The organism is Mesorhizobium sp. C277A (assembly GCF_040324395.1).
Classification (GTDB): domain Bacteria; phylum Pseudomonadota; class Alphaproteobacteria; order Rhizobiales; family Rhizobiaceae; genus Mesorhizobium.
In genome coordinates, this window is the sequence record NZ_JAMYVW010000002.1 from 2,578,586 (window position 1) to 2,603,938 (window position 25,353).

The 25,353-nt window shown below is 62.7% G+C and carries 26 protein-coding genes; 14 read left to right on the top strand and 12 right to left on the bottom strand.

Annotation, left to right across the window (positions count from 1 at the left end; all coding sequences use genetic code 11):
- The 5 genes from NKK52_RS12905 to NKK52_RS12925 all read right to left on the bottom strand — a co-directional run bounded on the left by NKK52_RS12905 (position 1) and on the right by NKK52_RS12925 (position 5,243).
- Entirely contained in the window at positions 1-561 is a 561-nt protein-coding gene (locus NKK52_RS12905; RefSeq protein WP_023681772.1) for an RNA polymerase sigma factor, read from the bottom strand.
- A 215-nt stretch (positions 562-776) separates the two neighbouring features.
- Entirely contained in the window at positions 777-1,955 is a 1,179-nt protein-coding gene (locus NKK52_RS12910) for a BaiN/RdsA family NAD(P)/FAD-dependent oxidoreductase (RefSeq protein WP_023681773.1), read from the bottom strand.
- A gap of 95 nt (positions 1,956-2,050) precedes the next feature.
- On the bottom strand, positions 2,051-2,788 hold the full coding sequence (locus tag NKK52_RS12915) for a dienelactone hydrolase family protein (protein ID WP_023681774.1): 738 nt from the start codon (positions 2,786-2,788) through the stop codon (positions 2,051-2,053).
- A gap of 104 nt (positions 2,789-2,892) precedes the next feature.
- Positions 2,893-3,579, bottom strand: coding sequence for a hypothetical protein (locus NKK52_RS12920; protein WP_023681775.1), 687 nt, complete (start codon positions 3,577-3,579; stop codon positions 2,893-2,895).
- An 89-nt stretch (positions 3,580-3,668) separates the two neighbouring features.
- Complete coding sequence (locus tag NKK52_RS12925; RefSeq protein WP_023670403.1) at positions 3,669-5,243, bottom strand: trimethylamine methyltransferase family protein; 1,575 nt, start codon at positions 5,241-5,243, stop codon at positions 3,669-3,671.
- Positions 5,244-5,505: 262 nt separating this feature from the next.
- Between NKK52_RS12925 and NKK52_RS12930 the strand changes: the two genes are divergently transcribed.
- Positions 5,506-6,204 (top strand): cobalamin B12-binding domain-containing protein, encoded by a 699-nt coding sequence (locus tag NKK52_RS12930; RefSeq protein WP_023670402.1) that lies wholly within the window; start codon positions 5,506-5,508, stop codon positions 6,202-6,204.
- Between the two features lie 89 nt (positions 6,205-6,293).
- Here NKK52_RS12930 and NKK52_RS12935 read toward each other — a convergent pair whose 3' ends face one another.
- Entirely contained in the window at positions 6,294-6,434 is a 141-nt protein-coding gene (locus NKK52_RS12935; RefSeq protein WP_023670401.1) for an entericidin A/B family lipoprotein, read from the bottom strand.
- A gap of 65 nt (positions 6,435-6,499) precedes the next feature.
- On the opposite strand from NKK52_RS12935, the gene NKK52_RS12940 reads away from it, so the two are divergent.
- From NKK52_RS12940 to NKK52_RS12985, 10 genes are all read left to right on the top strand, one after another.
- A complete protein-coding gene (locus NKK52_RS12940) occupies positions 6,500-7,129 on the top strand; it encodes a DUF1638 domain-containing protein (RefSeq protein ID WP_023681776.1) in 630 nt (209 codons plus the stop codon).
- A 114-nt stretch (positions 7,130-7,243) separates the two neighbouring features.
- Positions 7,244-7,819 (top strand): DUF4893 domain-containing protein, encoded by a 576-nt coding sequence (locus NKK52_RS12945; RefSeq protein ID WP_023681777.1) that lies wholly within the window; start codon positions 7,244-7,246, stop codon positions 7,817-7,819.
- 110 nt (positions 7,820-7,929) lie between these two features.
- Positions 7,930-8,712, top strand: a complete 783-nt coding sequence (locus NKK52_RS12950) for a formyl transferase (protein ID WP_023681778.1) — start codon at positions 7,930-7,932, stop codon at positions 8,710-8,712.
- A 188-nt stretch (positions 8,713-8,900) separates the two neighbouring features.
- Entirely contained in the window at positions 8,901-9,203 is a 303-nt protein-coding gene (locus NKK52_RS12955; RefSeq protein ID WP_023670397.1) for a virulence factor, read from the top strand.
- Positions 9,196-9,819, top strand: a complete 624-nt coding sequence (locus NKK52_RS12960) for a methylenetetrahydrofolate reductase C-terminal domain-containing protein (protein ID WP_023681779.1) — start codon at positions 9,196-9,198, stop codon at positions 9,817-9,819. The genes NKK52_RS12955 and NKK52_RS12960 overlap by 8 nt, the downstream gene beginning before the upstream one ends.
- Entirely contained in the window at positions 9,816-10,907 is a 1,092-nt protein-coding gene (locus tag NKK52_RS12965) for a methylenetetrahydrofolate reductase (RefSeq protein WP_023681780.1), read from the top strand. The genes NKK52_RS12960 and NKK52_RS12965 overlap by 4 nt, the downstream gene beginning before the upstream one ends.
- Before the next feature lie 80 nt (positions 10,908-10,987).
- Positions 10,988-11,962: a methyltetrahydrofolate cobalamin methyltransferase gene (locus NKK52_RS12970; RefSeq protein ID WP_023681781.1), complete on the top strand. Its 975-nt coding sequence runs from the start codon at positions 10,988-10,990 to the stop codon at positions 11,960-11,962.
- On the top strand, positions 11,913-14,042 hold the full coding sequence (locus NKK52_RS12975) for an ASKHA domain-containing protein (RefSeq protein WP_032905612.1): 2,130 nt from the start codon (positions 11,913-11,915) through the stop codon (positions 14,040-14,042). Before NKK52_RS12970 ends, NKK52_RS12975 begins: the two co-directional genes overlap by 50 nt.
- Positions 14,043-14,228: 186 nt before the next feature.
- Positions 14,229-14,396: a hypothetical protein gene (locus NKK52_RS12980; RefSeq protein WP_196813564.1), complete on the top strand. Its 168-nt coding sequence runs from the start codon at positions 14,229-14,231 to the stop codon at positions 14,394-14,396.
- Between the two features lie 251 nt (positions 14,397-14,647).
- Positions 14,648-15,613, top strand: a complete 966-nt coding sequence (locus tag NKK52_RS12985) for an alpha/beta hydrolase (protein ID WP_023688109.1) — start codon at positions 14,648-14,650, stop codon at positions 15,611-15,613.
- Positions 15,614-15,737: 124 nt separating this feature from the next.
- Here the strand turns inward: NKK52_RS12985 and NKK52_RS12990 are convergent, their stop codons facing one another.
- Positions 15,738-16,637 carry a LysR substrate-binding domain-containing protein gene (locus NKK52_RS12990; protein WP_023670389.1) on the bottom strand — a complete coding sequence of 300 codons (900 nt, stop codon included), beginning with the start codon at positions 16,635-16,637 and terminating at the stop codon, positions 15,738-15,740.
- Positions 16,638-16,839: 202 nt separating this feature from the next.
- Here NKK52_RS12990 and NKK52_RS12995 point away from each other — a divergent pair, with 202 nt between their 5' ends.
- The 3 genes from NKK52_RS12995 to NKK52_RS13005 all read left to right on the top strand — a co-directional run bounded on the left by NKK52_RS12995 (position 16,840) and on the right by NKK52_RS13005 (position 18,811).
- Entirely contained in the window at positions 16,840-17,025 is a 186-nt protein-coding gene (locus NKK52_RS12995; RefSeq protein ID WP_023681786.1) for a hypothetical protein, read from the top strand.
- Between the two features lie 363 nt (positions 17,026-17,388).
- Positions 17,389-17,523 (top strand): hypothetical protein, encoded by a 135-nt coding sequence (locus NKK52_RS13000; protein ID WP_023681787.1) that lies wholly within the window; start codon positions 17,389-17,391, stop codon positions 17,521-17,523.
- A gap of 349 nt (positions 17,524-17,872) precedes the next feature.
- Positions 17,873-18,811 carry a GlxA family transcriptional regulator gene (locus tag NKK52_RS13005; protein WP_348524244.1) on the top strand — a complete coding sequence of 313 codons (939 nt, stop codon included), beginning with the start codon at positions 17,873-17,875 and terminating at the stop codon, positions 18,809-18,811.
- Positions 18,812-18,992: 181 nt separating this feature from the next.
- Here the strand turns inward: NKK52_RS13005 and NKK52_RS13010 are convergent, their stop codons facing one another.
- From NKK52_RS13010 to NKK52_RS13030, 5 genes are all read right to left on the bottom strand, one after another.
- Positions 18,993-19,778 (bottom strand): ABC transporter ATP-binding protein, encoded by a 786-nt coding sequence (locus tag NKK52_RS13010; protein ID WP_023681788.1) that lies wholly within the window; start codon positions 19,776-19,778, stop codon positions 18,993-18,995.
- A complete protein-coding gene (locus tag NKK52_RS13015; RefSeq protein ID WP_023670383.1) occupies positions 19,775-20,548 on the bottom strand; it encodes an ABC transporter permease in 774 nt (257 codons plus the stop codon). Before NKK52_RS13015 ends, NKK52_RS13010 begins: the two co-directional genes overlap by 4 nt.
- Before the next feature lie 105 nt (positions 20,549-20,653).
- Positions 20,654-21,604 (bottom strand): ABC transporter substrate-binding protein, encoded by a 951-nt coding sequence (locus NKK52_RS13020; protein ID WP_023681789.1) that lies wholly within the window; start codon positions 21,602-21,604, stop codon positions 20,654-20,656.
- Positions 21,605-21,703: 99 nt separating this feature from the next.
- Positions 21,704-22,549 (bottom strand): DUF1194 domain-containing protein, encoded by an 846-nt coding sequence (locus NKK52_RS13025; RefSeq protein ID WP_023681790.1) that lies wholly within the window; start codon positions 22,547-22,549, stop codon positions 21,704-21,706.
- Positions 22,550-22,640: 91 nt separating this feature from the next.
- Positions 22,641-25,202, bottom strand: coding sequence for a GcvT family protein (locus NKK52_RS13030; RefSeq protein ID WP_023681791.1), 2,562 nt, complete (start codon positions 25,200-25,202; stop codon positions 22,641-22,643).
- Positions 25,203-25,353: the final 151 nt, after the last annotated feature.

Genomic DNA, 25,353 nt, shown 5'->3' on the forward strand with positions numbered 1-25,353 from the left:
TCACACTTCCCCGGCTGAACGCATGAGCGTTTTCAGCCGTTTCTTCGCTTCATGGATGTGCCAGGAAACCGTCGTCTCCGAGATTGCCATCGCCTCGGCGGCGGCCGCATGGCTCAACCCTTCGCCATAGACCAGAAGTACTGCATCGCGCTGCTTGTCCGGCAGTTGCCGCACCGCTGCCCAGAGCGCCTCAGTCGGATCTTCGGGCTCGGCCGAGGCCTCTTCCGAAATCATACTGTAGGCGCCGAAAGCCTCGGTCTTGACGTTTTCGCGCGTGGTCTTGCGCATCATGTCGCGCGCCGCGTTCAGCGTCACGGAATAGAGCCATGTCGTGAACGCGCCGCCGCCGCGGTAGTCGCGGATCGCCTTGCCGAGACGGACACAGACCTCCTGGGCGATGTCTTCGGCATCGGCCTTCTTTCCGCACCAGCGATAGGCGGCGCGATAGACGAAGTCGTAGTGCCGCTCCAGCAATTTGCCGAAGGCACCCCTGTCTCCGCCCTTCGCCCGCCCGATCAATTCGGCGTCGGAGGCTTCGCTTTCATCCAGCATCATCGCCATCATTTGCCTGTTGGACGAAGGCTAATGGCCAATCCTTGGGGTTATGGAAAGATTTTTTTCCGAGGCGACGGATGCACGCGCAACAGGTGCGCTGAGATTCAGGTCAGGCCGAGCCGAAAACGATGGATTTCGAGAACCGGAGCGGAGCGTACTTTTGGCACGCGAGCACCGGAATCACAGAAAGCCGTCGTTTGCAGGCCGGCCTCACCTGAATATCAGCACACCTGGCCCGAGGCCCAGCCGGACGACCAAGCCCACTGAAAATTATAGCCGCCCAGCCAGCCCGTGACATCGACGACTTCGCCGATGAAAAACAGCCCCGGCACGGATTTCGCCTGCATCGTCTTCTGATCGAGCCCGTTGGTATCGACACCGCCAAGCGTCACTTCCGCCGTGCGGTAACCCTCGGAACCCGCCGGCTTGATGCGCCAGTCGTTGACGGCGGCTTCGACGGTTTTCATTTGCAGGTCTGTCAAATCGGCGAGATTGCCATCGATCCCGCTACGCTCGGCGACCGCTTGCGCAAGGCGCTTCGGCAAATGGTTTGCCAGCACCGTCTGCACCGCTTGCCTGCCGTTGACGCGCCGGGCGGCGCGAAGCAGTTCCGCCACATCCATCCCCGGCAGCATGGCAATGCGGATCTCGTCGCCCTCGCGCCAGTAGGACGATATTTGCAGGATGGAAGGCCCGCTCAAGCCGCGATGCGTAAACAGCATCGCCTCCGAAAACCGCGTCTTGCCGCAAGCGATTTCTGCATCGACGGCATTGCCGGCCAAGGGCGCCAGCCGCTCCAGCGTTCTTGCGTCGAAGGTAAGCGGCACCAGCGCCGGCCGTGTTTCCACCACCGCAAGGCCGAATTGCGCAGCAAGCTCGTAGCCGAAACCGGACGCGCCCATTTTGGGGATCGACTTGCCCCCGCAAGCCACGACCAGCGAATTGCAGGCGACGCTGCCAGTGGAGAGCGTCAGCACAAAACCGTCCGCGGCCTTGCTGACGTTCCTCACCTCGGTCGACAGCGCAAGTTCCACGCCCCCATCCTGCATTTCGGAGATCAGCATGTCGATAATCAGCCGCGCCGAGCCATCGCAAAACAGCTGTCCCAGCGTCTTCTCGTGATAGGCGACGCCGTGGCGTTCGACGAGCCCGATGAAATCGCGCTGCGTGTAGCGGCTGAGCGCCGAAATGCAGAAATGCGGATTGCCCGAGATGAAATTCTTCGGGCTCGCATGGATGTTGGTGAAGTTGCAGCGGCCGCCGCCGGAGATGCGGATCTTTTCGCCGGGCTTTGTCGCGTGATCGAGCACTAGGACCGAGCGGCCGCGCTTGCCCGCCTCGATGGCGCACATCATTCCGGCCGCACCGGCGCCGATCACCACGACATCATAGGATTGCATCAGGCTGTTCGTTCCCGCTCGACTGGCGCTGTTTTAACAGGCCGCGCCAATCGTGCAGTCTCTACCCGTTCGTTGCGACTTCAGGCAACGCCTCGTTAGATCAGCGTCTCGGCGAACAGCGTCGTCAGTCGCTTCCAGTGGCGCTCGGCGCCGGCCGCGTTGAAGACGCTGTGATCCGACACGCACCAGCCATGCGCCATGCTGGCATAGTTCTCCAACAAATGGTCAACCTCCGCCGCGCGCAGCGCCTCGGCCAGTCGCGCCGACTGCTCCGGCGGAAAACTGCGGTCCACCCCAGACGTTCCGACATAGACCCGCGCCTTGATCATTGCAGCCTTGCGGTGCGGGCTGTCGGCGGCATCGCTGGCCAGATTGCCGCCATGGAAGCTTGCCGCCGCCAGGATGCGATCGGGATAGGTTGCAGCCGCATTCAAAGCCCGCGCCCCGCCCATGCAGTAACCGACGACACCGACCGGTCCGGTGACACCTTCAGCGGTAAACGTGTCGAGGAACGCCCTGCTGTCGCGGATGGTCATGTCCTGTGTCGTGCCGTGGACCAACGCCGTCAGCGCGACCTTGGTCTCCTCGACGACGAAAGCGGTCTTGGGCTCGAACGGCCCGTAGGGTGCGTTGCGATAGAAAAGATCCGGCACCAGCACCGCACAGCCCTCGCCGGCCAGCCGCTCCGCCATTGCGTCGAGCGCCGGTCGCGGACCGAAGGCGTCCATATAGAGAATGACACCGGCCCTGGACGGGGAAGCGGTCGCCGAACGGAACAGCCCGGCTTTCGCTACGCCGTCCTCGGTTTTTATCTCAATGTCCTGCTTCGCCATGGCGCGCCCCGTTGATTGTCGTGCGATACATATAAGCAGGCATTGTCAGGGCAAGCCGTTCCCTGACAATCCCGTTCAACACTTTGTGCGGGCTTTCGACCCGGCTACAGGCCGGCAAACGCCGTCATGTGAAAGGCCTGAACCTCAGGCGGATAGCGATGGGCCGTGCCATACGGACAGGCGTTGCGGTCGAGGCAGCCGCCGCCGCGGCATGGTTCGCCCTTCGATCCCCGCACATGCGCCAGGCAAGCCTGATGAGCGAAACCATCCGCGGAATAGGCGTCAACCGGACAGGATTTCAGGCAAGGTTTTGCAACACAGGCGTCGCAAAGGTGAATCGCTTCGCGACGTTCAGGAAGCGCGATCTCATCCTCGAACAGCAACGCGCCGCGATAGGCATGCCAGAGCCCGTACTGCGGATGCATCAGGATGCCCAGCGGCGACGGTCTCAGCCTCTCCGCTCGCATCGCCCATTGCTGGAACGGCAGATAAGGTCTGTCCGAAGGCGAAACGGCGCGCGCGCCGAATTTCTCCGCCACCGCACCGATCACTGCGCGCGACCATGTGTCGAGCGGATTAGCAATGGTTTGCGGTTGCCGGTCGCGCCAGCGCAGGAAATGCGGCCAGGGTGCCGCTCCCGCCTGCCCCACCAACAGCACGGATTTGGCGGGGGCAACTGAAGGGCCATGCGGCGGCGTTTCGCTTGTTGCGAAATTGAAGCCGCCGCGCAGGATGAGGCCGTCGGCGGAAAGCGCGGCCGCTATCTCGTCAGCCCGGCGCCGCGCAATCATCCCTTCTTGTCCGGGTCGGAGAAAGCGCTCCGCCAGACTTCCTTGTGGATGATGTTGGCGACTTTAGCCCCGCCTGACTCGGGCTCCTTTCAGGTGAAGGCGTCAGCCATCGACGCCTTCTTCGTCGCGATGTAGTCCTTCAGCCCGTCGTCGATGCCCGGATCGAGATACGGCGCCTCATAGGTCTCCAGCCAGCGGCGGGCGAGTTCGTTGGCGCGCTGCGGCGCTGTCTTCTCGCCCTCGGCCAGCCACTGCTCGTAGGAATTGTTGTCGGCGATGCTGGAGCGGTAGAAGGCGGTCTGGAAATTGGCCTGGGTGTGGTCGCAGCCGAGATAGTGGCTGCCCGGGCCAACCTGGCGGATGGCGTCCATCGCCTGGCCGTTTTCCGAGAGGTCGACGCCTTCGGAAAACTTTTGCGTCATGCCGAGCTGGTCGATGTCCATCATGAATTTTTCGTAGCAGGACGCCAGTCCGCCTTCGAGCCAGCCTGCCGAATGCAGGACGAAATTGGTGCCGGCAAGAATGGTCGAGTTCAGCGTGTTGGCGCTCTCATAGGCGGCCTGCGCGTCCGGAACCTTGGAGGCGCAGAGCGATCCGCCGGTGCGGAACGGCAGGCCGAGCCGGCGGGCAAGCTGTGCGGCGCCGTAGGAAACCAGCGACGGCTCCGGTGTGCCGAAGGTCGGCGCACCAGACTGCATGGAGATCGACGAGGCGAAGGTGCCGAACAGTACCGGCGCGCCGGGGCGGATCAACTGCGTGAAAGAGGCACCGGCCAGCACCTCGGCCAGAACCTGTGTCAGCGTGCCGGCCACCGTGACCGGGCTCATCGCGCCGGCAAGGATGAACGGCGTGACGATGCAAGCCTGGTTGTGACGCGAATAAACCTTCAGCGCGCCCAGCATGGTTTCGTCGAACACCATCGGCGAATTGGCGTTGATCAGGCTGGTCAGCACGGTGTTGTTTTCGACGAAATCGTCGCCGAACACGATCTTGGCCATGGCGACGGTGTCTTCGGCCCGCTCTGGCGCCGTCACCGAACCCATGAACGGTTTGTCCGAATATTTGATGTGGCTGTAGATCATGTCGAGATGGCGTTTGTTGACCGGCACATCGACCGGCTCGCACACCGTGCCGCCCGAATGGTGGATCGACGGCGCCATATAGGCGAGCTTCACGAAATTCCGGAAATCCTCGATCGTCGCGTAGCGCCTGACACCGTCGAGATCGCGCACGAAGGGCGGACCATAGACCGGCGCGAAGACGGTGGCGTTGCCGCCGATCTGCACCGAACGTTCGGCGTTGCGCGCATGCTGGGTGTAGATGGGCGGCGCGGTCTTCAGCAGCGAGCGGCAGAGGCCCTTGGGAAAATGCACGCGCTCGCCCTTGACGTCGGCGCCCGCCTCTTTCCAAAGCTGCAGCGCCTCGGCGTCGTCGCGAAAGATGATGCCGATCTCTTCCAGCACCGTATCGGTGTTGTTTTCGATAATCGCCAGGCCTTCCTCGTTGAGGACCTCATAGATGTTGATCTTGCGCTTGATATAGGTGAGCTGGGTGCCCGGTCCGCCGCCCGAGCGCGCCGCCCGCCTTGCAGCCGCGCCGCCGCTGGCAGCACGTCCACGTCGCGCATTGGACGCTTCCTGGTCGACTGACGCGTTTTCACTCATGATCGTTTTTTCCCTAAAAACCGTTTGCGGCCGCGTATGGCGGCTTCTCGCCCGGATCGTAGTCATGCACCCTATTCGAAACGGCCCGCCAGCGCCAACGCCTGTCGCAAAATCGACAAGAATTCCAATAGATTTGCGGTCGCTTTCCTTTTGCGGGAAGTCGCAAATCAGCTATGGATACCTGCCCCCGCCGGGTTAGGTATTGACGCGATTATTTTAAGCCGCCGTGATCGCATCCCGTGCGGCAAGGAGCCCGAGAAAAATGGCCGACGACGAGATCATCCTCTCCGAGCTTTCCGACGACGAGTTGGTGCAGCAGATGCACGACGATCTCTATGACGGACTGAAGGAAGAGATCGAGGAAGGCACCAACATCCTGCTCGAGCGCGGCTGGGTGCCCTACAAGGTGCTGACCGAAGCTCTGGTCGAAGGCATGCGCATCGTCGGCGAGGACTTTCGCGACGGCATCCTGTTCGTTCCCGAGGTGCTGCTGTCGGCCAACGCCATGAAGGCCGGCATGTTCATCCTGCGCCCGCTGCTGGCCGCCACCGGCGCGCCGAAGCAGGGCAAGATGGTGATCGGCACCGTCAAGGGCGACATCCACGACATCGGCAAGAACCTCGTCGGCATGATGATGGAAGGTGCCGGCTTCGACGTCATCGATCTCGGCATCAACAATGCGGTGGAAAAATACCTCGACGCCATCGAGCAGCACCAGCCCGACATTATCGGCATGTCGGCGCTTTTGACCACGACCATGCCCTACATGAAGGTCGTCATCGACACGATGAAGGAAAAGGGCATCCGCGACGACTATGTCGTCCTGGTCGGCGGCGCGCCGCTAAACGAGGAATTCGGCAAGGCCGTCGGCGCCGATGCCTATTGCCGCGACGCGGCTGTGGCGGTCGAGACCGCCAAGGACTTCATGAAGCGCAAGCATAATATGCGCGCTTCAGCCTGATCTCTTCCGCAAGGCGTCTGGCCCACAATCGAAAGCCGCGCCTTGCAGCGCGGCTTTTTTGTTCCCAGCTATTGGAACGGATGGCTGCGTCAGGGTTTGGTGACGGTGTCGTCGACGGCTTTCGCGGTCGATTTGATATCCCGGCCGACACCACGGACGGTGTTGGCACAGGCCGTAAGCGCCAGGACGCAGGCAAGGATTGCAATCGGCGCAACGCGTAACAGTTTCATGGACGGTTTATCCCTCTCTCGATAGATTCGCCCCACAGCAACGAAGGCCGCTTCGACCGGGTTCCATGGCCAGAATGCAAAAAACGAAACCGAATCAAGACGACAGGCTGCTGGTCATCGCCTGTGGAATGATTGCGCGCGAAGTTTTGGCCGTCAAGGAGCAGCTCAAGCTCGACCATCTCGACCTGACCTGCCTGCCGGCGGAGTTCCATTTCTACCCCGACCGCATCGCACCGGCGATGGACAAGGCGATCGAAGAGGCCAAGGCGGAAGGCTATAGCAACATCTTCGTTGGCTATGCCGATTGCGGTACCGGCGGCATGCTCGACCGGGTCCTGGAGAAGCACGGCGTCGAGCGCATGGCCGGGCCGCACTGCTTTGCCTTCTACCAAGGCATGGACGCCTATGCGAAGGTCGCCGACGACGACATGATGTCGTTCTACATGACCGATTTCCTGTGCCGCCAGTTCGACGCCTTCTTCATGAAGCCGCTCGGCCTCGACAAGCACCCGGAGCTGATCAAGGACTATTTCGGCAACTACCAGAAGCTGATCTACATCGCCCAGACCGACGATCCGGAACTCGACAAGGTCGCCGAGCAGGCCGCGAAGATGCTTGGCCTCGCCTATGAGCGCCGCTCGACGGGCTATGGCGACCTGACGGCCGGGCTGGCGCAGGCCGCCGCCCACGCCTGAAGCGGTTCTTGAGCCGGGACGCTGTCGAGAACAGATGACAGGCAGCCGCGGATGGTTAAGTTGTGAGCAACAAGCAAACAGGCTGATTCAGCCATCCGAACACGGAACGTCCCGATGACCCCTCGCGTCCTGCTCTCCGCCCTTGGCCTCCTCTGCCTCGTCTTGCCCGCTCGCGCCGACGGCGAGGTGCAGAAGATCATCACGCCTGCCGACAAGGTGCGGCTCCACAAATATGGCGAGACCCGCAAGGCGGCGCTGGCCGAGGCAAAAGCGGGAGACCCGGCTGAGGTCAGCCAACTCGACGCGCTGCTGGCAAAGCCGATAGTGGCCTTTTCCGACAAGGACCTGAGCGGCAACTGGCAATGCCGAACCATCAAGGTGGGCCTGACCGGCCCGCTGGTCATCTATGGCTGGTTCAAGTGCAAGGTCACGGACGATGGCTCCGGCTGGCAGCTGGAAAAGGTCAGCGGCTCGCAACGCACTAAGGGCCGTTTCTTCGACGATAGCGAAAAACGCGCGATCTATCTCGGCTCCGGTTATGTCAATGACAACAAGCCAAAACCCTATGGCAGCGGCCCGGAAAGCGACCAGGTCGGCTATGCCTTCCGCACCAGCGCCAATGAATGGCGCATCGAATTCCCGGCGCCCTACTACGAATCGAAACTCGACATCATCGAGTTCAAGCGCTGATCCGTTGGTCTCTCGCTGGCCGGGCGGTCATCAAGATTTAACCTCGCCCGGCACAGAATTGAGCCGGGCAGCGCACGGCAAATGGTTGCGCGCCGGCAAGAAAGCGCGCCATGGCATCAGCGGTTGAAAAAAGTGCTGCGATCGTCATCGTCACCGAAGGCGGGCCGCACATCTGGGCCATCGTCAACGCCATCGCCGACCAGCTCGACCCTGTCAGCGTCATCCTCGAAAGCCCTGAATCCAAAAAACAATTGCTGCTCGGCCGGGCGCGCCGCCAGGGCTGGTTTTCGGCCATCGGTCAACTCGGCACGATGGTGTTGACGAGGCTCGGCAAGCGCTTCTTCGCTGGCCACGCAGAGCGGCTCATCGCCGATCAGAAGCTTGAGACCGAGCCGAAGCCGGGACAAAAGATCATCCACGTCTCCTCCGCCAACGCAGCCGATTGCCTGCAGGCGATCGCCGACATCCGCCCGGGCGTGGTGCTGCTCGCCGGCTGCCGGCTCTTGTCCCGGCAGACGCTGGCGCAAATGCCCTGCCCGGTGCTCAACTACCACGCCGGCATCGCGCCGAAATACCGCGGCATGAATGGCGGCTACTGGGCGCTGGCCTGCGGCGATCTCCAGAATTTCGGCACCACCGTGCATCTGGTCGACGCCGGCGTCGACACCGGCGGCGTGTTGAAACAGGCGCGCGGCAAGCCGGAGCCCGGCGACACTATTTCGAGCTATGCGTTGCGCCAGGCGGCGTTCTCGCGTGACATCTGCGTCGAGGCGGTCCGCGGGGCCTTGGACGGAAAGTTGGCCACGATCAAGCCGGACCTGCCCTCAAAACAATGGTACCACCCGACGATCTGGTTCTATCTCTGGACCGGCCTGACCAAGCGGGTTTGGTAGCCAGCCTTCCCTCGGAATCTCGCCTTTCTTTTTGCGACGTCCAATAGCGTCGCTTTTGAATGCGCGCGCGTCGTCCCATAACAAGCAGCCCCACTGCGCATCCGGCAATGCTCGCACCTGCTGGACAAAGTGGTGGAGCGTCGTTTCCCTCATGGACGCACGGCGCTCTACAGGGAGTGAGAGAATTCATGGCCGATCTGATCGTCGTCTATTGGCGCGACATCCCCGCCCAGGTCATCGTCAAGAAGGGCCGGCAGAACGCCAAGCGCGAACTGCCGCTGCGCTTCACCGAGGCGATCGATATGTGCGCCATGCGCACCGGCGCCGGCGGCACCGACGATTACCTCGCCGAATGGCGCAAGGCCGATCCGATCCCGGTCGGCGACGACCTCGAAGCCGAGGTCGAGAAGGCATTCAGCGACATCGACGCGAAATACGACCGCGAGCGGCTGGTCGCTCTAGTCAAGGCAGGCGGGAAAGAAAATGTCTGAAACCACTCCTGCCAAAGAAGGGCCAAGGGTTACCCAGCCGTTTACCCAGGCCACGCAGGTCAAGAAGGCAGCGCCGAAATCCGACTACAAGCCGGCCGACGTGTCGCCGCAGCGGCGCGTGCAGCGGTCGTTTGCCATCAGGCTGTGGTCCATTCGGCACTCGCGATTGCTCGAATGGTTCTACTCCAGGTTCGCCGACATGTTCCTGCTTCTTCATCCGCTTTGGAAAGGCCTCGGCTATGGGCGCGTCGAGGCGCCGATCAAGTTTGTCGAAAGGCGCGTCAAGGGCTTCATGTTCGACTGCCGCATGTGCGGCCAGTGCATCCTGTCCTCGACCGGCATGTCGTGCCCGATGAACTGCCCCAAGCAGCTGCGCAACGGCCCTTGCGGCGGTGTGCGCGCCAACGGCAATTGCGAGGTCGAGCCCGATATGCCTTGCGTCTGGGTTAAGGCCTGGGAAGGCTCGCGGAACATGGAGCATGGCGACAGGATCCTGACCGTGCAGAAGCCGGTCGACCAGTCGCTGCGCGAAACCTCGGCCTGGCTGCGGGTGACGGCCCAGTCGGCAGCGGCCCGTGAAGCAGCGGCCAAAGCCAACACTGGAGCGGCCGCGTGATCGGCCGCCAGCGCGATGAAAACCCGGCCGGCATCCATCTGCCGCTCGATCCGCTGCCCGGCCACTCCTCGCGTGGCCGGCTGGAGCGTGTGCTGCGGCGCGGCGAATTCGCGGTCACCACCGAGCTCAACCCGCCCGACAGCGCCGATCCCGAAGACGTCTATAACCGCGCGAAAATCTTCGACGGCTGGGTCGACGCCATCAATGCCGTCGATGCCTCCGGCGCCAACTGCCACATGTCGTCGGTCGGCATCTGCGCGCTTTTGACCCGCATGGGTTACGCGCCGATCATGCAGATCGCCTGCCGCGACAGGAACCGCATCGCGATCCAGGGCGACGTGCTGGGCGGTGCCGCCATGGGCGTCGCCAACATGCTGTGCCTCACCGGCGACGGCGTCCAGGCCGGCGACCAGCCCGGCGCCAAGCCTGTCTTCGACCTCGATTCCATGTCGTTGCTCGAAACCTGCCGCATCATGCGCGACAACGGCAAGTTCCTGTCCGGCCGCAAGTTGACGACGCCGCCGCAAATTTTCCTCGGCGCCGCCGTCAACCCCTTCGCGCCACCCTTCGATTTCCGCCCGATCCATCTCGGCAAGAAGATCGCCGCCGGCGCGCAGTTCGTGCAGACGCAATACTGCTTCGACGTGCCGATGTTCAGAACCTTCATGCAGAGGGCGCGGGACTTGGGGCATACGGAAAAAGTTTTCATCCTGTGCGGCGTCGGCCCGCTGGCTTCGGCCAAGACGGCCAAATGGATCCGCTCCAACGTGCCGGGCATTCATATTCCCGACGCCATCATCAAGCGGCTGGAAGGTGCGCAGGACCAGAAGAAGGAAGGCAAGCAGCTCTGCACCGACATCATCAACGAGGTGAAGGAAATTCCTGGTGTCTCCGGCATCCATGTGATGGCCTACCGCCAGGAGGAATATGTCGCCGAGATCGTCGATGAATCGGGTGTGCTGAAAGGCCGCCAGCCATGGAAACGCGAGATCCGCCACGACGATCAGATGGTCGCCGACCGGCTCGAGAGCATACTGCACGACGACATTACCGAAACGCAGGTGGATATGGTGAAGACCGCGCACTGACAGCGCGGACGGCCAGCCATTCGCTTGAATGAAACCAGACAACGATATAAAGAAATCTTTATATCAGGCGGAGAGACTTCATGACCCGGACCATCGTCGCCTCGGCGACACGAGAGATCATCATCGGCTTCGACCAGCCTTTCTGCGTCATCGGCGAGCGCATCAACCCGACCGGCCGCAAGAAGCTGGCCGCCGAGATGATCGCCGGCAATTTCGAGACCGTCGTCAAGGATGCGCTGGAACAGGCCGCCTGCGGCGCCACCATGCTCGACGTCAATGCCGGCGTCACCTCCGTTAATCCGAACGAAACCGAACCCGGCCTGCTCGTGCAGACGCTGGAGATCGTCCAGGGCCTTGTCGACTTGCCGTTGTCGATCGACTCGTCGGTGACCGCCGCCATCGAGGCAGCGCTCAAGGTCGCCAAGGGCCGGCCGCTGGTCAACTCCGTGACCGGCGAAGAGGAAAAGCTCGAAGCCATCCTGCCGCTGGTCAAGAAGTACAACGTTCCGGTCGTCGCCATCTCCAACGACGAGACCGGCATTTCGATGGATCCGGATGTGCGCTTCGCCGTCGCCAAGAAGATCGTGCAGCGCTGCGCCGATTTCGGCATTCCTGCGCATGACGTCGTCGTTGACCCGCTGGTGATGCCGATCGGCGCGCTCGGCGATGCCGGCCGCCAGGTCTTCGCGTTGCTGCGCCGTCTGCGCGAAGAGCTCAAGGTCAACACCACTTGCGGCCTGTCCAACATTTCGTTCGGCCTGCCGCACCGCCACGGCATCAACGCCGCCTTCATCCCGATGGTGATCGGCGCCGGCATGACTAGCGCTATCATGAACCCGGTTCGCCCGCAGGAAATGGAAGCCGTGCGCGGCGCCAATGTGCTCAACGGCACCGACGAGAACTGCACCAACTGGATCCGCACCTACAAGGATTACAAACCGGCCGAAGGCGGCCAGGCGGTCGCAGCGCCCACCGCCGTTAACGCTCCGGGCGAAGGCGGCGGCAATGGCGGTCGCCGGCGCGGCGGCCGTGAAGCCCGCATGGCCAGGGGATAAGCGCGCAATCGTGAACTCGCCTGCAAACATTACTGATCCGCTCGTGCTGTTCATGCCGTCAGGCAAGCGCGGGCGCTTTCCCGTCGGCACACCGGTGCTCGATGCCGCGCGTCAGCTCGGCGTCTATGTCGAGAGCGTCTGCGGTGGCCGCGCCACCTGCGGTCGCTGCCAGATCGAAGTGCAGGAAGGCAATTTCGCCAAGCACAAGATCGTCTCGTCCAACGACCACATCTCGCCCAAGGGCGCCAAGGAAGAGCGATATGAGCGCGTCCGCGGCCTGCCCGAGCGGCGGCGCCTGTCCTGCTCGGCGCAGATCCTCGGCGACCTCGTCATCGACGTGCCGCAGGACACGGTCATCAATGCACAGACCATCCGCAAGGATGCCGACACGCGCGTCATCGCCCGCGATGCGGCAATCCGCATGTGCTATGTCGAGATCGAAGAGCCCGACATGCACAAGCCGCTGGGCGATCTCGACCGCCTCAAGATCGCCTTGATGAAGGATTGGGGCTTTAAAAACCTCGAATTCGACTTCTACCTGATGCCGCAGGTGCAAGGCATACTGCGCAAGGGTAACTGGACCGCGACCGCGGCCATCCACAAGGATGCCGAAAGCGACATCGCCCGCGTCATAGCACTCTGGCCCGGCCTCAAGAACGAGGCCTATGGACTGGCCTGCGACATCGGCTCGACCACCATCGCCATGCATCTGGTGTCGTTGCTGTCGGGCCGCGTCGCCGCTTCGTCGGGCACCTCCAACCCGCAGATCCGCTTCGGCGAGGATCTGATGAGCCGCGTCTCCTATGTGATGATGAACCCGGACGGCCGCGAAGGCATGACGGTCGCCGTACGCGAGGCGATCTCGGGCCTGGTCGACAAGGTCTGCGCGGAAGGCAATGTCCAGCGCAACGACATCCTGGATTCCGTCTTTGTCGGCAATCCGATCATGCACCATCTGTTCCTCGGCATCGATCCGACCGAACTCGGCGGCGCGCCCTTCGCACTCGCCGTCTCGGGCGCGGTGCGCATCAAGGCCTCCGATATCGGCCTGAAGCTCAACCAGGGCGCCCGCCTCTATATGCTGCCTTGCATTGCCGGCCATGTCGGCGCCGACGCCGCAGCCGTGACGCTGTCGGAAGGCCCGCATCGCCAGGACGAGATGATGCTGATCGTCGACGTCGGCACCAATGCCGAGATCGTGCTTGGCAACCGCAAGCGGGTGGTCGCAGCCTCCTCGCCCACCGGTCCCGCCTTCGAGGGCGCGGAAATCTCCGGCGGCCAGCGCGCTGCCCCCGGCGCAATCGAGCGCGTGCGCATCGACCCCGATACGCTGGAGCCGAAATACCGCGTCATCGGCTCTGAACTCTGGTCCGACGACCCCGGCTTCCTGGATAGCGTGCAGGCGACCGGCGTCACCGGCATTTGCGGCTCCGGCATCATCGAGATCGTGGCCGAAATGTACCTCGCCGGCATCATCTCCGAGGATGGCGTCATCGACGGGTCGCTGGCCGAGCGGTCGCCGCGCGTCACGGTCAACGGCCGCACCTTCTCTTATGTCTTGAAGGAAGGCGAACCCAAGATCACCATCACGCAGACCGACGTGCGCGCCATCCAGCTTGCCAAGGCGGCGCTCTATGCCGGCACCAAGCTTCTGATGGAAAAGCAGAACACCGAACACGTCGACCGCATCCATTTCGCCGGCGCCTTCGGCTCGTTCATCGATCCGAAATACGCCATGGTGCTCGGCCTGATCCCGGACTGCGACCTCGACAAGGTCTCGGCCGTCGGCAACGCCGCCGGCGCCGGTGCGCGGATGGCGCTGCTCAACCGCGGCTATCGCCGCGAGATCGAGGACACGGTCAGCCACATCGAGAAGATCGAGACCGCACTGGAGCCGAAATTCCAGGAGCATTTCGTCTACGCCATGGCGCTTCCCAACAAGGTCGATCCGTTCCCGAAACTGTCGGCGGCGGTGAAATTGCCGCCACGCAAGACCGTCAGCGAGGATGGCGTCGCCGGCGACGCCGCCCCGCGCCGGCGTTCGCGCGAAGGCCATGCCGCCAGGCGCAGCCGGGAATAAGCCGCCTTACGAAGGCCGCCAATTCGCCCAATTTCATTTGTATGCAAATGTTTCCAGATCGCACCGATCTGGAAACCGAAACGCTGTTTTGGCGCAATCCGTCCGATACAGACGTGAAGCATTTAACGGACATCGAATGGCGGACCGGACTATTCCGCCGCCACAACGCTCCAAAGGAGAATAGAGATGTTCGAGACCCTGGGCCGTTTTCGTGCGGCCATGAAGAATGCACAGGCCGTGCGCGCCATGAACAACCTGCCACCCGAAATCCAGAAGGACATCGGCTGGCCCGTGTCGCCGCGCATCGACGCCCAGACCAACCTGTCGCGTCTGATCCTGGGCTCGGGCCGCTGATGACCTTCGCCGACAAGTGCAAATTGCTGACCAAGCGCCGGGGCCGCCGCATGGTCCCGGCTGCGACCGACGTCAAGCTGCGCGCCGCGCTGCTGCCCCGGCGCTGAGCCGCGCTGCGCAAAACAGCGGACCTGGCTGATCAAACAACCGTGTTGGCTTGGGCCAGAATCTTGACATTTCGGCTGGAGGTACGATCTTCGAGACAGTGGGGGAATTCTCTTAGTCGGCTGCGGCCGAGCTTGTGTACGCGAATGCCCAGTTTCAAAAGCCACCTCGTTTCCTTCATCCTCCGGCACAGCCGCAAGAAGGCATTTGCCAGCCCGGAAAACCTGCAGCGCTGGATCGCCTATGCCCGCAAGACCGAGGATCATCATCCCCCGGCATTGCTGCGGGAGCAGCTCGATATCACCGAGCGCAGCGTCGATGGCTTCCCTGTCTATGAAATCGCGCCGAAGGCCGGCGAACGCAGGCGCATCCTCTACATGCATGGCGGCGCCTATGTCTTCCAGATCACATCCTATCATTGGGGGTTGATCGCCGAGGTGGCCGAGCGCTTGGGTTTCGGCATCACCGTGCCGATCTATCCCATCGCGCCGGAGCATGATTTCCACGCCATGTTCGGCATGGTCGGCGACGTCTACCGGCAGATGCTGGATGAGACCGACGCTGAAGACATCGTCTTCATGGGCGATTCCGCGGGCGGCAACATGGCCGTCGTGCTGACCATGATGGCGGCTGAGGAAGGCCTGCCCTTGCCGTCGCGCCACGTGCTGATTTCACCCGGCCTCGACATGTCGCTGTCCAACCCCGAAGTGTTCGAGGCGGAACGCAACGATCCGTGGCTCGGCATTTCCGGCGGGCTGGAAGCGATCCGCATGTACAGTGCCGGCATCGATCGCAGGGACTGGCATATCAGTCCGCTCTATGGCGACCTCTCGGTGCTGCCGCAGACCCTGCTTCTGACCGGCTCGCACGACCTGCTCAGCCCCGACAATCTGATCTTCGCCAAAAAGGCACGCGCTGCCGGCGTCGATATCGACGTCGTCTATGAGGAAGGCATGTTCCACGTCTGGCCGCTGATCGAGATGCCGGAGGCGCGTCGCGCCAGGGACAGCATCGTCGCCTTCCTTGAAGGTGAGCCCACCAAGCGGCGCGCAACTGCGCGGCGCACGGCGCGACCCGCTCTCGCGGCGCGCCCCGCCCAAGCAGCGGAATAGCAGAGCAATTCCAGGAAAAGTGTAAAACGGTTTTCCCGGGAAAGCGTGTAGCGCTTTCCCTTGGGAATTGAGTCAAAACAAGGAGTTAGAGCGGCTCGCCGTTTCCGTGAAACGGTGAACCGCTCTAGAACTTGCCGGTTTCGCGGAAAAGCTCGAACGTCGCACGGATATGGTCGGCGACGGCCTTGACCGGCGCGCTGGCATCCGGCGACACCACCATCGCCAGATTGTAGGTGCCGATATCGGGCATGCCGTCCTTCGGGCAAAGCTCGACCATGTCGTTGCCCAGGAACGACTTCGGCAACGGTGCAACCGCGAGATCCGACATGATGGCGGCGCGCTGGCCTGCCGTGTGGGCGCTCATATAGGCGATGCGGTAATTGCGGCCTTCACGGCTCAGCGCATCGAGCGCGCCGGCCCGCCAGGCGCAGCCCTCTTCCCACAGCGACACCGGCAAAGGCTCGCGCAGATGCGCGCTGCCGCCCTTGGCGCCGGCCCAGACGATCGGCTCGGTGAGCAGCACCTCGGCGCCGAGTGCGCTGGTCTTGTAGGAATTGGTCAGCAGCGTGATGTCGAGCGCCCGGTCGTCCATGCGGCGGCGCAGATTGCTGCTCTGGTCGATGGTGACGTCGACGGCAATCGACGGATGCGACTGCGCGAAACGCTTCAGCACATGCGGCAACACGCGCTCGCCATAGTCGTCCGGCGAGCCGAGCCGCACCACGCCGACGATCTCGGGGATGATGAACTTCGACACCACCTCGCGGTTGATCGACAACAGCCGGCGGGCATAACCGAGCAGCATCTCGCCATCCGTGGTCAGCGTCACCGAGCGCGCATCCCGCGCGAAAACAGAGCGCCCGAGAATGTCCTCGAGCTTCTTGATCTGCATGGAGACCGCCGACGGCGTGCGGAACACCGCATTGGCCGCCGTGGTGAAACTGCCGGTCTCTGCAATGGCCACGAAGGTGCGCAAAACGTCGAGATCGAGCAGCGGCAGCGGATGATTGAGTGGGGCGTTCATCGGGATCGACCTTCAATTTTTCTGATGTGAAGCATCATTCCATTTCGTTTGATTGAACATCAGATTGGGAGGATAGTCAACTCCATCGAAGGCAGGACGTGCCATGGCTCCAACGCTCCTGACACGGAATTGCACTCGATGCGGAATATCCAGGCGACGGAACGCGTTCATGCGGGACGTGCCACAACCAAAGGAGAATGAAATGTCTATCCTGTCATCCATCGGTCGGCTTGCGACCGAATTGAGCGCGGCCCGCGCCCGCTTCCAGACCGAACGTGCGATCCGCTCGCTGCCGATCGAACTGCAGAAGGATATCGGCTGGCCTGAAGCTGCCGACACCAAGACCGGTGCACGCCACGGCGTCGGATCCTGGGCTGGAGCAAAGTAAACCATTGTGTACCTTGTGCTGAAGGCCTGCCGCGCAGACCAGCCCGGCAGGCCTTCTCTATTGGCCCTGCAGGCTTTCTCCAACTTATTTGCACTCAAATGATTTTCAGAGCCGTGTCGCCGCTGCATGGCGCATATGCGTCACTTGCATGGCGCCTCAATGTCGCCGGTAACACACTGTAAGTAATCGTAAATTTTGGGCACCATGCCCAATAATGTCGCAAACGATGTCGCATTTCCATTCAAGCGCTTCGCATTTGCGATTTAGTTTCTGCTCACGCAGGCCTATATCACCGTCAGCAAACGAGCTGCCCCACTCCATCAAGCGAAGGCGACCCGTCTGAGCAACCGATAGGAGATGATGATGAAGCTTTTTGCCCGCCTCTTTGCCCGCCGCGAAATGAACCTGACGACCGCTCTCGAGCGCCAGCGCCTTGCCAATACCATGCCCGGCCAGACCGGTGCCATGAATGCGGTGCGCCTCGGTTTCGTTGCCTGAGATAACGGCTAGCGCTCAGCGCTTCCCTGCCGCTGCCGATAGTCGATAACAGCGCCGCTTCGGCTTGACCGAAGCGGCGTTTCTCATTTTTGGCACCTATGCCGCCGCCACCATGCCCAATCCGTCGGCAGCCCGTGCCTGTCATCCCGGACGATTGCTCATTTGCGACCCATGTCGCAAATATAGTTTCCGCTTAGCCCCCTAGCCGATTGACAGGAATGGTTTTTCCTGATGTCGCTGTGCTGTTCGCGACATCCTGTTCGCGCCATGGCCGCGTGAGGTTCCCTTGAACGCCGTAAAGCATCCGATCAAGCGATCGTTTGTATTCTTCCTTGTCCCGGACTTCACCATGATCGCCTTTGCGACGGCGCTCGACCCGCTGCGCTCGGCCAACCGCATGCTCGGCTATGAGGCCTATCGCTGGCGCCTCGCCAGCATCGACGGCAAGCCGGTGCGCGCCTCCAACGGCGTCGAATGCGCCGTCAACACCTCGCTCGAGGAAGAGCGCAAGAAAATGGCCGGGCCGGATCGGCCGAACATGGCCATCGTCTGCAGCGGCATGAATGTCGAGCGCTACCAGAATAGGTCGGCCTTCGCCTGGCTGCGCGAGGAATACAACAGAGGCGTCGCCGTCGGCGGCCTGTGCACCGGCGCGCATATCCTTGCCGCCGCCGGCCTGCTCTCCAACAAGCGCTGCGCCATCCATTGGGAAAACCTGCCGGGCTTTTCCGAGGCCTTTCCCAAGGCCAACGTCTTTGCCGACCTCTTCGAGATCGACCAGAACATCTACACCTGCGCCGGCGGCACCGCCGCCCTCGACATGATGCTCAAGCTGATCGGCGACGATTTCGACGACAATCTGGTCAACCGCGTGTGCGAGCAGGTGCTGACCGACCGCGTGCGCAGCCCCACCGACCGCCAGCGCCTGCCGCTGCGCGCCCGCCTCGGCGTGCAGAATTCCAAGGTGCTGACCATCATCGAACTGATGGAAGGCAATCTTTCCGAACCGCTGTCGCTGATCGAGATCGCCGACCATGTCGACCTGTCGCGCCGCCAGATCGAGCGCCTGTTCCGCACCGAGATGGGCAGATCCCCTGCCCGCTACTACTTGGAAATCCGCCTCGACCGCGCCCGGCACCTGCTGATCCAGTCCTCGATGCCGGTGGTCGAGGTAGCGGTCGCCTGCGGCTTCGTCTCGGCGTCGCATTTCTCCAAATGCTACCGCGAACTCTATGCCCGCTCGCCGCAGCAGGAGCGCGTCGACCGCAAGCAGCTGCTGGCGGCCTGAGAGTCACATGACCGCGCGAACGGCACTCTCCAAAGAACTCGCCGACCGGCAGAGTTTCCGCCTCGACGTCGAAAAATGGCAGCATTCAAGGCGACGTTGGAAACTCCTGCGCGTGACCTCCCACGCTTGAAGCGATTGCTGAGCGAACCGAGCATCTTTTCCGTAGGCGACCCAGCTTGGGTCACTGCGCCTGCGCCGTCCGCATCGCCTCCACGCGGATATCCTCGGTCAGCTGCGCCTTGAGCGCCGAGAATTCCGGGCTGGTCTTCAGCGTGTAGTGGCGTGGATGCGGCAGGTCGATGGCGACATCCGACTTGATGCGGCCTGGCCGCGCGCTCATCACGATTACCCGCGAAGCCATGAAGATCGCCTCCTCGATGTCGTGGGTGACGAATAGCACTGTCTTCTTGCGCCGCTCCCAGATGCCGAGCAGCAGTTCCTGCATCAGTCCGCGCGTCTGGTTGTCGAGCGCACCGAACGGCTCGTCCAGCAACAGGATTTCGGGGTCGTTGGCCAGCGCCCGGGCGATCGCCGTGCGCTGCTGCATGCCGCCGGACAGCTGCTTTGGCCAATGGTTCTCGAAGCCCTTGAGCCGGACGAGGTCGACATAGGAAGCGACGATCCCGTCTCGCTCCTTTTCGGCCATGCCGCGTTCGCGCAGGCCGAAGGCGATATTCTGCGCCACCGTCAGCCACGGAAACAGCGTGTAGGACTGGAACACCATGCCGCGATCCGGTCCCGGCCGCGTCACCGCGTTGCCGTCAAGCAGCACACGGCCTTCGCTCGGCGCTTCCAGTCCGGCAACGATCCTGAGCAGCGTCGACTTCCCGCAGCCGGACGGCCCCAGAATGGTGATGAAGTCGTTGGCCGCGACCGCAAGGTCGACCGGCATCAGCGCCTTGACCGGCTGCCCGCCGCGCACGCCGACGAAGGTTCGCGAGACGCCTTCGATAAGCAACTTGCTCATGCCAAGCTCCAGGGGAAGAGCCAGCGATTGAACGCTTTGAAGGCGAAGTCGGACAACAGTCCGATCAGCCCGATGACGATGATGCCGAAGATGATCTGCCCTGTCGCCAGCCGCGACTGGCTGTTGATGATCATGTAGCCGATGCCTGAGGACGAACCGATCAGCTCGGCGACGATAACATAGGTCCAGGCCCAGCCGAGCACCAGCCGCAGCGTTTCGGCAATCTCGGGCGCATTGGCCGGCATGATGACCCGTTTGACGATACCGTTGTTGGTCGAGCCCAGCGTATAGGCCGCCTCGACCAGATCGCGCCGCGTCGAGCCCACCTTGACCGCGACGATCAGGATGATCTGGAACACCGAGCCGACGAAGATGACCAGCAGCTTTTCCAGCTCGCCAATGCCGGCCCACAGGATGAGCAGCGGAATGAAGGCCGAAGCCGGGAGGTAGCGGGCGAAGGAGACGAACGGCTCCAGAAACGCCTCTATTGGCTTCCAGGCGCCCATGGCGATGCCGATCGGCACGGCGACGATCGACGCCAGCAGGAACCCGCCGAAGACCCGCCAGATGGTGATCAATATGTCGAGCCAGAAGCGATCCTCGACCAGCAGCCGCCAGCCATCCCGCAGCATTGACAGCGGATCGGCGAGGAAGATGCGGTTGACGTGGCCGCCAAGCGTGATCCACGCCCAGAAGGCGACGAACAGCACGAAGAAGGAAATGCCAAGCACGGTTCGAATGCCCGGCGACACCGGATGCAAGGGGCGCATCTTCAGATCGTCCGCATCGTCAGATCGTCCCCATGCTCAGTCGCGTTGCCCGGTAGAAAGCGGCGGCGCGCTGGCACCGCCGCATGATGGTCAAAGGCCGGACTATCAGTTCGCCACCGCGCTGGGATCGGCAAGCGCTGCAACATCTGGCGCTTCCTTGATCAACCCCATCTGCAGCAGAAGCTCGCCGGCGGTCTTGGAAAAGTCCTGGAATTCCTTGGTAAAGAACTGCTTGTTCTCCGCCTTGTCGGCCCATTTCAGGTATTTCGCCGAATCCTCGAATTCTTTCGCAGACTGCTTCACGTCGGCGCCCATGATTTCGTAGGATCTCTGCGGATCGCTCTTGATCAGGTCGAGCGCTTCGAAATAGCTGTCGGCCAGCGCCTTGGCGGCGTCGGGATTGGCGGTGAGGAATTCAGGCGTGCAGCCGACCGTGTCGAGCACCATCGGGTAGTCGAGCGTGGTCGCCAATATGTGGCCCTGATCGGACTTGTCGCGCACCGCCGAGATGAACGGCTCATAGGTGACCGCCGCATCGTTCTGGCCGGCCAGGAAGGCTTGCGCCGCCGCATCCGGTTCCAGGTTGACGACGGTCACATCCTTGGTCGACAGGCCGTTCTTGTTCAGCACCCAGGCCAGCATGAAATAGGGCGACGTGCCCGGCGCCGAAGACGCGACATTCTTGCCCTTGAGGTCGGCGACGGTCTTGATGTCGTTGCGCACGACAATGCCGTCGGCGCCATAGGATTTGTCGAGCTGGAAGATCTGCTTGGTGGTGACGCCGCTGGCGTTCCACACCAGCCAGGTCTCGACCGTGGTGGCGGCGCATTGCAGATCGCCGCTGGCGATGGCGAGCGGCCGGCTGGCCTGCGGCACCTTCTTCAGGGTCACGTCGAGGCCATGCTTCTCGAAGATGCCGGCCTGCTTGGCGAGCGTCAGCGGCGCAAAGCCGGTCCATCCGCTGATGCCGATGGTGACCGATGTGGCAGCCTCGGCCGGCACGGATATTGCAGCCGCAAGCGCCAATGCCGCGGCAGCGACGATGGTCTTGTTCATGTCGGTTCCCCTTGTTTTTTCGGATGCCGAATTGTGTCACAGACGCCCATGGGCTTGTCAATGAAACCGGCCCTTCACGGCAGCGTGATGATGCGAACGCTAACGCGCATCGAACATCCAGCTGCGGTCGCGCCACATCTTTTCGCCGACCTGGCAGTCGGTCGGCCGGTCCTGCGCCAGCACCACCGGCGGATGCCCGGCCTCCTCGCGCGCCCGTTGCGGCGAAGCGGCGCCGGCCAGCTCCAGCACCAGCTTGCGGCGGATGGCTTCGGGAAACTGCGTCCAGTCATTGACCGGGATCATGAAGGATCCGGGACCGCCGATGACGCAGTCGCTGTAGTAGCGGTCGAGATTGTTGACGTCATAGGCGCCGCCGAACCCGCCGCGCGTCATCAGCGGCAGGCCGTTGATGATGATGCCTTGCTTGACCACCGCGTCTCGGGTGATGTCAACGGGCGCGCCCTGGTTGTTGGGTCCGTCGCCGGAAATATCGATGACGCGCTTTGTCCCCTGAAAACCGCTTTCGGCGAAGAGATCGCTGCCGAATTCCAGCGCGCCGGAAATCGAGGTGCGCCGGGCGCTGGCCGGCGCATGGGCGGAAAGCTGCGCGGCCACCCGCTCGGCATCGGCCCGGCTGGCGATCACCGTCCACGGCACGACGACCTGCTGCGTGGTCGCACCCGCCCATTCGACATAGGTGACGGCGACCTTGCCGTAGGCGCCATCGGCGATAGCCTGCAGCACATTGTCGTGCGTCAGCGCCGCCGCATAGCCGTGACGCTGGATTTCGAGTTCGCCCGGCGACATCGACAGCGACACATCGACCGCCAGCACCAGCTCGACGTCGACCGGCTCGGCGGCTTGAACCGGCGGCACCAGCCAGAGCCCCAGCGCCAGTGCGGCGCTGCCTGAAAGGAAATGTCGTGCGCAAGAAAAAGCAGACATGCCCGAAGGTAAGCGAGAATCGGTTGTTGACAAAGCGAAAAGCCCGGCGAGGTGCCGGGCTTTTCGATGTGTTGGTTGGAACCTATGACGCTCAACTCCTCGGCTTCAAATTCTCTGGATCGTAGAGCGGCTTGTAGCCGACGGCAGCCACTTCGACCGGATAGGTCTCGCCGAAATATTCGATGCCGAACTTGCGGCCTTCCTGGGCATGGGCCCAGGGCAGATAGGCGAGGCCGATGTTCTTGCCGATGGTCGGGCCGTAGGCCATCGACGTGGTGAAGGAGCGGCGGCCGAGTTCGTCGACCAGCGTCTCGCCCGTCTTCGGATCCATCACCGGCATGGTGCCCACGGGATAGCGGGCAATGCCTTTCGCATCGACGTTCTCGGTCATCACCAGCGTGCACAGGATCGCCGGCTGGTGTTCGCGGGCGCGGTATTCGACATGTTTGGCCTTGCCGCAGAAGTCGTTCTCCTTGACCTTCGGTCGGGCAAGGTCGGCCTCGAGCAGATTGTACTCGGTCAGAAGGTCGGCGTTCTGCAGGCGCAGGCTCTTTTCCATGCGCCGGGTGTTGGCATAGGTCTCGACGCCGAACGGCATGACCCCCGATGAGCGCAGCGCGTCCCAAACGGCCAGGCCGTCTTCGTAACGCATATGCAGTTCCCAGCCCTGCTCGCCGACATAAGAGATGCGGAAGGCGGTGACGTCCTTGCCGCCGATCCTGACCGGCTTGATCGCCGCGAACGGGAAGTTCTCGAGCGAGAGACCATCCGGATTTTCGACCACTTTCTGCAGCGTCGCCCGCGCGTTCGGTCCCCAGATGCCGATAGTGACGTATTTTTCCGTCACGTCGGTGATGGTGACGTCAAAGCCTTTGTCCTGCGCGGTGCGCTGCATGTAGCGGAAGTCGCGCGGGCCGGCGTCGGCGCCGTCGATCAGGCGGCAGCGGTCGGCCATGCGGATGACGGTGAAGTCGGCGCGCACCATGCCTTCCTCGTCGAGGAAGTGGGTGTAGATACCCTTGCCGATGTTGTTGTCGCCACCGATCTTGGCCGCGCACAGCCATTCCAGCAGCGCGACATGATCCGGCCCTTCGATGTCGTACATCGAGAAATGCGAGAGGTTGACGATGCCGCAATCCTCGCTCATCGCCAGGTGCTCGGCATTGGACACCCGCCAGAAATGGCGATTGTCCCACTCGTTCTCACGTATGGGAACCCGGTTGCCATACTTCTCCAGCAGATGCTCGTTGGCGGCATAGCCATGCGCGCGCTCCCAGCCGCCCAACTCCATGAAGTAGCCGCCGAGTTCCTTCTCACGCTCCCAGAACGGCGAGCGGCGGATGTTGCGACCTTTGGAGAACGGCTCGCGCGGATGCACCGCTGGATTGTAGACCTTCATCGCCGTCTCGGTGCAGCGATCCCAGATGAACTGCTCTTTCGTCTGGTGCGGATAGAATCGGGCATAGTCGATGGCGTGATGGTCGATTTCCGTGCGGCCGTCCGTCATCCAGTCGGCGATCAGCTTGCCCATGCCGGGGCCGTCCTTGACCCAGATGGCGACGGCGTACCAGAGGCCCCTCACCTTCTGGCTCTCGCCCATGGACGGGCCGCCATCGGCGGTCACCTGCAACAGGCCGTTGAAGGAATGGCTTTCATTGTAGCCGAGTTCGCCCAGGATCGGCGTCAGCTCCATGGCGCGCTCAAGCGGCGCCAGGATCTGCTCCATGTCGAGATCGCGCTGCGACGGTGACAGCCGCGCCTGATCCTTTTCCAGCAAATCGCGCGGATGGCAGAGGCGCGGATTGGTCTCTTCGTAATAACCCCATTCGATCTGCCCGCCCTCGGCGGTCCTGGGGTCGCCGGTGTCGCGCATATAGGCCGAATTGCCTTGGTCGCGCAGCAGCGGCCAGCCGATCTCCTTGCCGGTACCGGCAAACTCATTGTAAGGCCCGAAGAAGGTCAGCGGATGGTCGATCGGCATCACCGGCAGGTCTTCGCCGACCATTTCGGCGATCAGCCGGCCCCAGATGCCGGCGCAGACGATGACATAATCGGCCATGATCGTGCCGCGGTCGGTGACCACGCCCTTGATGCGGCCTTCCTCGACAATGAGGGATTTGGCCGGCGTGTTGGCGAACGACTTCAACTTGCCCGACGCTTCCGCCTGGTCGACCAGCTTGCCGGCGACGGTCTGCGAGCGCGGGATGACCAAGCCGGCGTCCGGATCCCACAGGCCGCCCTGCACCATAGACTCTTCGATCAGCGGGAATTTTTCCTTGATCTCGGCCGGTTCGATCAGCCGGGCGCGGGTGCCGAAGGATTTTGCCGAGGCGATCTTGCGCTTGATCTCGTCCATGCGGCTTTCGTCGCCGACGCGCGCCACTTCGAGGCCGCCAATGCGGGCGTAGTGGCCCATCTTCTCGTAGAAATCGATGGAGTAGAGCGTCGTCCAGCAGGACAGGAAATCATGGCTGGTGGTGTAGCAGAAGTCCGAGGCGTGCGCGGTCGAGCCGATGTCGGTCGGAATGCCCGATTTGTCGATGCCGACAATGTCGGTCCAGCCGCGTTCGATCAGATGATGGGCGATCGATGCGCCGACAATGCCACCCAGGCCGACGATGACGACCTTCGCCTGTTTCGGAAACTCTGCCATTGCCGCGACTCCAAGGGATAAAGCAGGCGTGTCCGCGCCCGTTCGAATGGCGCACAATATGCAGAGGACGTGGATGGAGCTACCGCCTGTTTGCGACACGTCGCGGATGCGACGCGACCCGGCGCGCCGGCGTGCCGCCAGTGGCGATCTA

Bases quoted from the DNA above. Each gene is read 5' to 3' on its own strand.
- NKK52_RS12905 (WP_023681772.1), bottom strand. From the start codon at position 561: ATGGCGATGATGCTGGATGAAAGCGAAGCCTCCGACGCCGAATTGATC.
- NKK52_RS12910 (WP_023681773.1), bottom strand. From the start codon at position 1,955: ATGCAATCCTATGATGTCGTGGTGATCGGCGCCGGTGCGGCCGGAATG.
- NKK52_RS12915 (WP_023681774.1), bottom strand. From the start codon at position 2,788: ATGGCGAAGCAGGACATTGAGATAAAAACCGAGGACGGCGTAGCGAAA.
- NKK52_RS12920 (WP_023681775.1), bottom strand. From the start codon at position 3,579: ATGATTGCGCGGCGCCGGGCTGACGAGATAGCGGCCGCGCTTTCCGCC.
- NKK52_RS12925 (WP_023670403.1), bottom strand. From the start codon at position 5,243: ATGAGTGAAAACGCGTCAGTCGACCAGGAAGCGTCCAATGCGCGACGT.
- NKK52_RS12930 (WP_023670402.1), top strand. From the start codon at position 5,506: ATGGCCGACGACGAGATCATCCTCTCCGAGCTTTCCGACGACGAGTTG.
- NKK52_RS12935 (WP_023670401.1), bottom strand. From the start codon at position 6,434: ATGAAACTGTTACGCGTTGCGCCGATTGCAATCCTTGCCTGCGTCCTG.
- NKK52_RS12940 (WP_023681776.1), top strand. From the start codon at position 6,500: ATGGCCAGAATGCAAAAAACGAAACCGAATCAAGACGACAGGCTGCTG.
- NKK52_RS12945 (WP_023681777.1), top strand. From the start codon at position 7,244: ATGACCCCTCGCGTCCTGCTCTCCGCCCTTGGCCTCCTCTGCCTCGTC.
- NKK52_RS12950 (WP_023681778.1), top strand. From the start codon at position 7,930: ATGGCATCAGCGGTTGAAAAAAGTGCTGCGATCGTCATCGTCACCGAA.
- NKK52_RS12955 (WP_023670397.1), top strand. From the start codon at position 8,901: ATGGCCGATCTGATCGTCGTCTATTGGCGCGACATCCCCGCCCAGGTC.
- NKK52_RS12960 (WP_023681779.1), top strand. From the start codon at position 9,196: ATGTCTGAAACCACTCCTGCCAAAGAAGGGCCAAGGGTTACCCAGCCG.
- NKK52_RS12970 (WP_023681781.1), top strand. From the start codon at position 10,988: ATGACCCGGACCATCGTCGCCTCGGCGACACGAGAGATCATCATCGGC.
- NKK52_RS12975 (WP_032905612.1), top strand. From the start codon at position 11,913: ATGGCGGTCGCCGGCGCGGCGGCCGTGAAGCCCGCATGGCCAGGGGAT.
- NKK52_RS12980 (WP_196813564.1), top strand. From the start codon at position 14,229: ATGTTCGAGACCCTGGGCCGTTTTCGTGCGGCCATGAAGAATGCACAG.
- NKK52_RS12985 (WP_023688109.1), top strand. From the start codon at position 14,648: ATGCCCAGTTTCAAAAGCCACCTCGTTTCCTTCATCCTCCGGCACAGC.
- NKK52_RS12990 (WP_023670389.1), bottom strand. From the start codon at position 16,637: ATGAACGCCCCACTCAATCATCCGCTGCCGCTGCTCGATCTCGACGTT.
- NKK52_RS12995 (WP_023681786.1), top strand. From the start codon at position 16,840: ATGTCTATCCTGTCATCCATCGGTCGGCTTGCGACCGAATTGAGCGCG.
- NKK52_RS13000 (WP_023681787.1), top strand. From the start codon at position 17,389: ATGAAGCTTTTTGCCCGCCTCTTTGCCCGCCGCGAAATGAACCTGACG.
- NKK52_RS13005 (WP_348524244.1), top strand. From the start codon at position 17,873: ATGATCGCCTTTGCGACGGCGCTCGACCCGCTGCGCTCGGCCAACCGC.
- NKK52_RS13010 (WP_023681788.1), bottom strand. From the start codon at position 19,778: ATGAGCAAGTTGCTTATCGAAGGCGTCTCGCGAACCTTCGTCGGCGTG.
- NKK52_RS13015 (WP_023670383.1), bottom strand. From the start codon at position 20,548: ATGCGCCCCTTGCATCCGGTGTCGCCGGGCATTCGAACCGTGCTTGGC.
- NKK52_RS13020 (WP_023681789.1), bottom strand. From the start codon at position 21,604: ATGAACAAGACCATCGTCGCTGCCGCGGCATTGGCGCTTGCGGCTGCA.
- NKK52_RS13025 (WP_023681790.1), bottom strand. From the start codon at position 22,549: ATGTCTGCTTTTTCTTGCGCACGACATTTCCTTTCAGGCAGCGCCGCA.
- NKK52_RS13030 (WP_023681791.1), bottom strand. From the start codon at position 25,202: ATGGCAGAGTTTCCGAAACAGGCGAAGGTCGTCATCGTCGGCCTGGGT.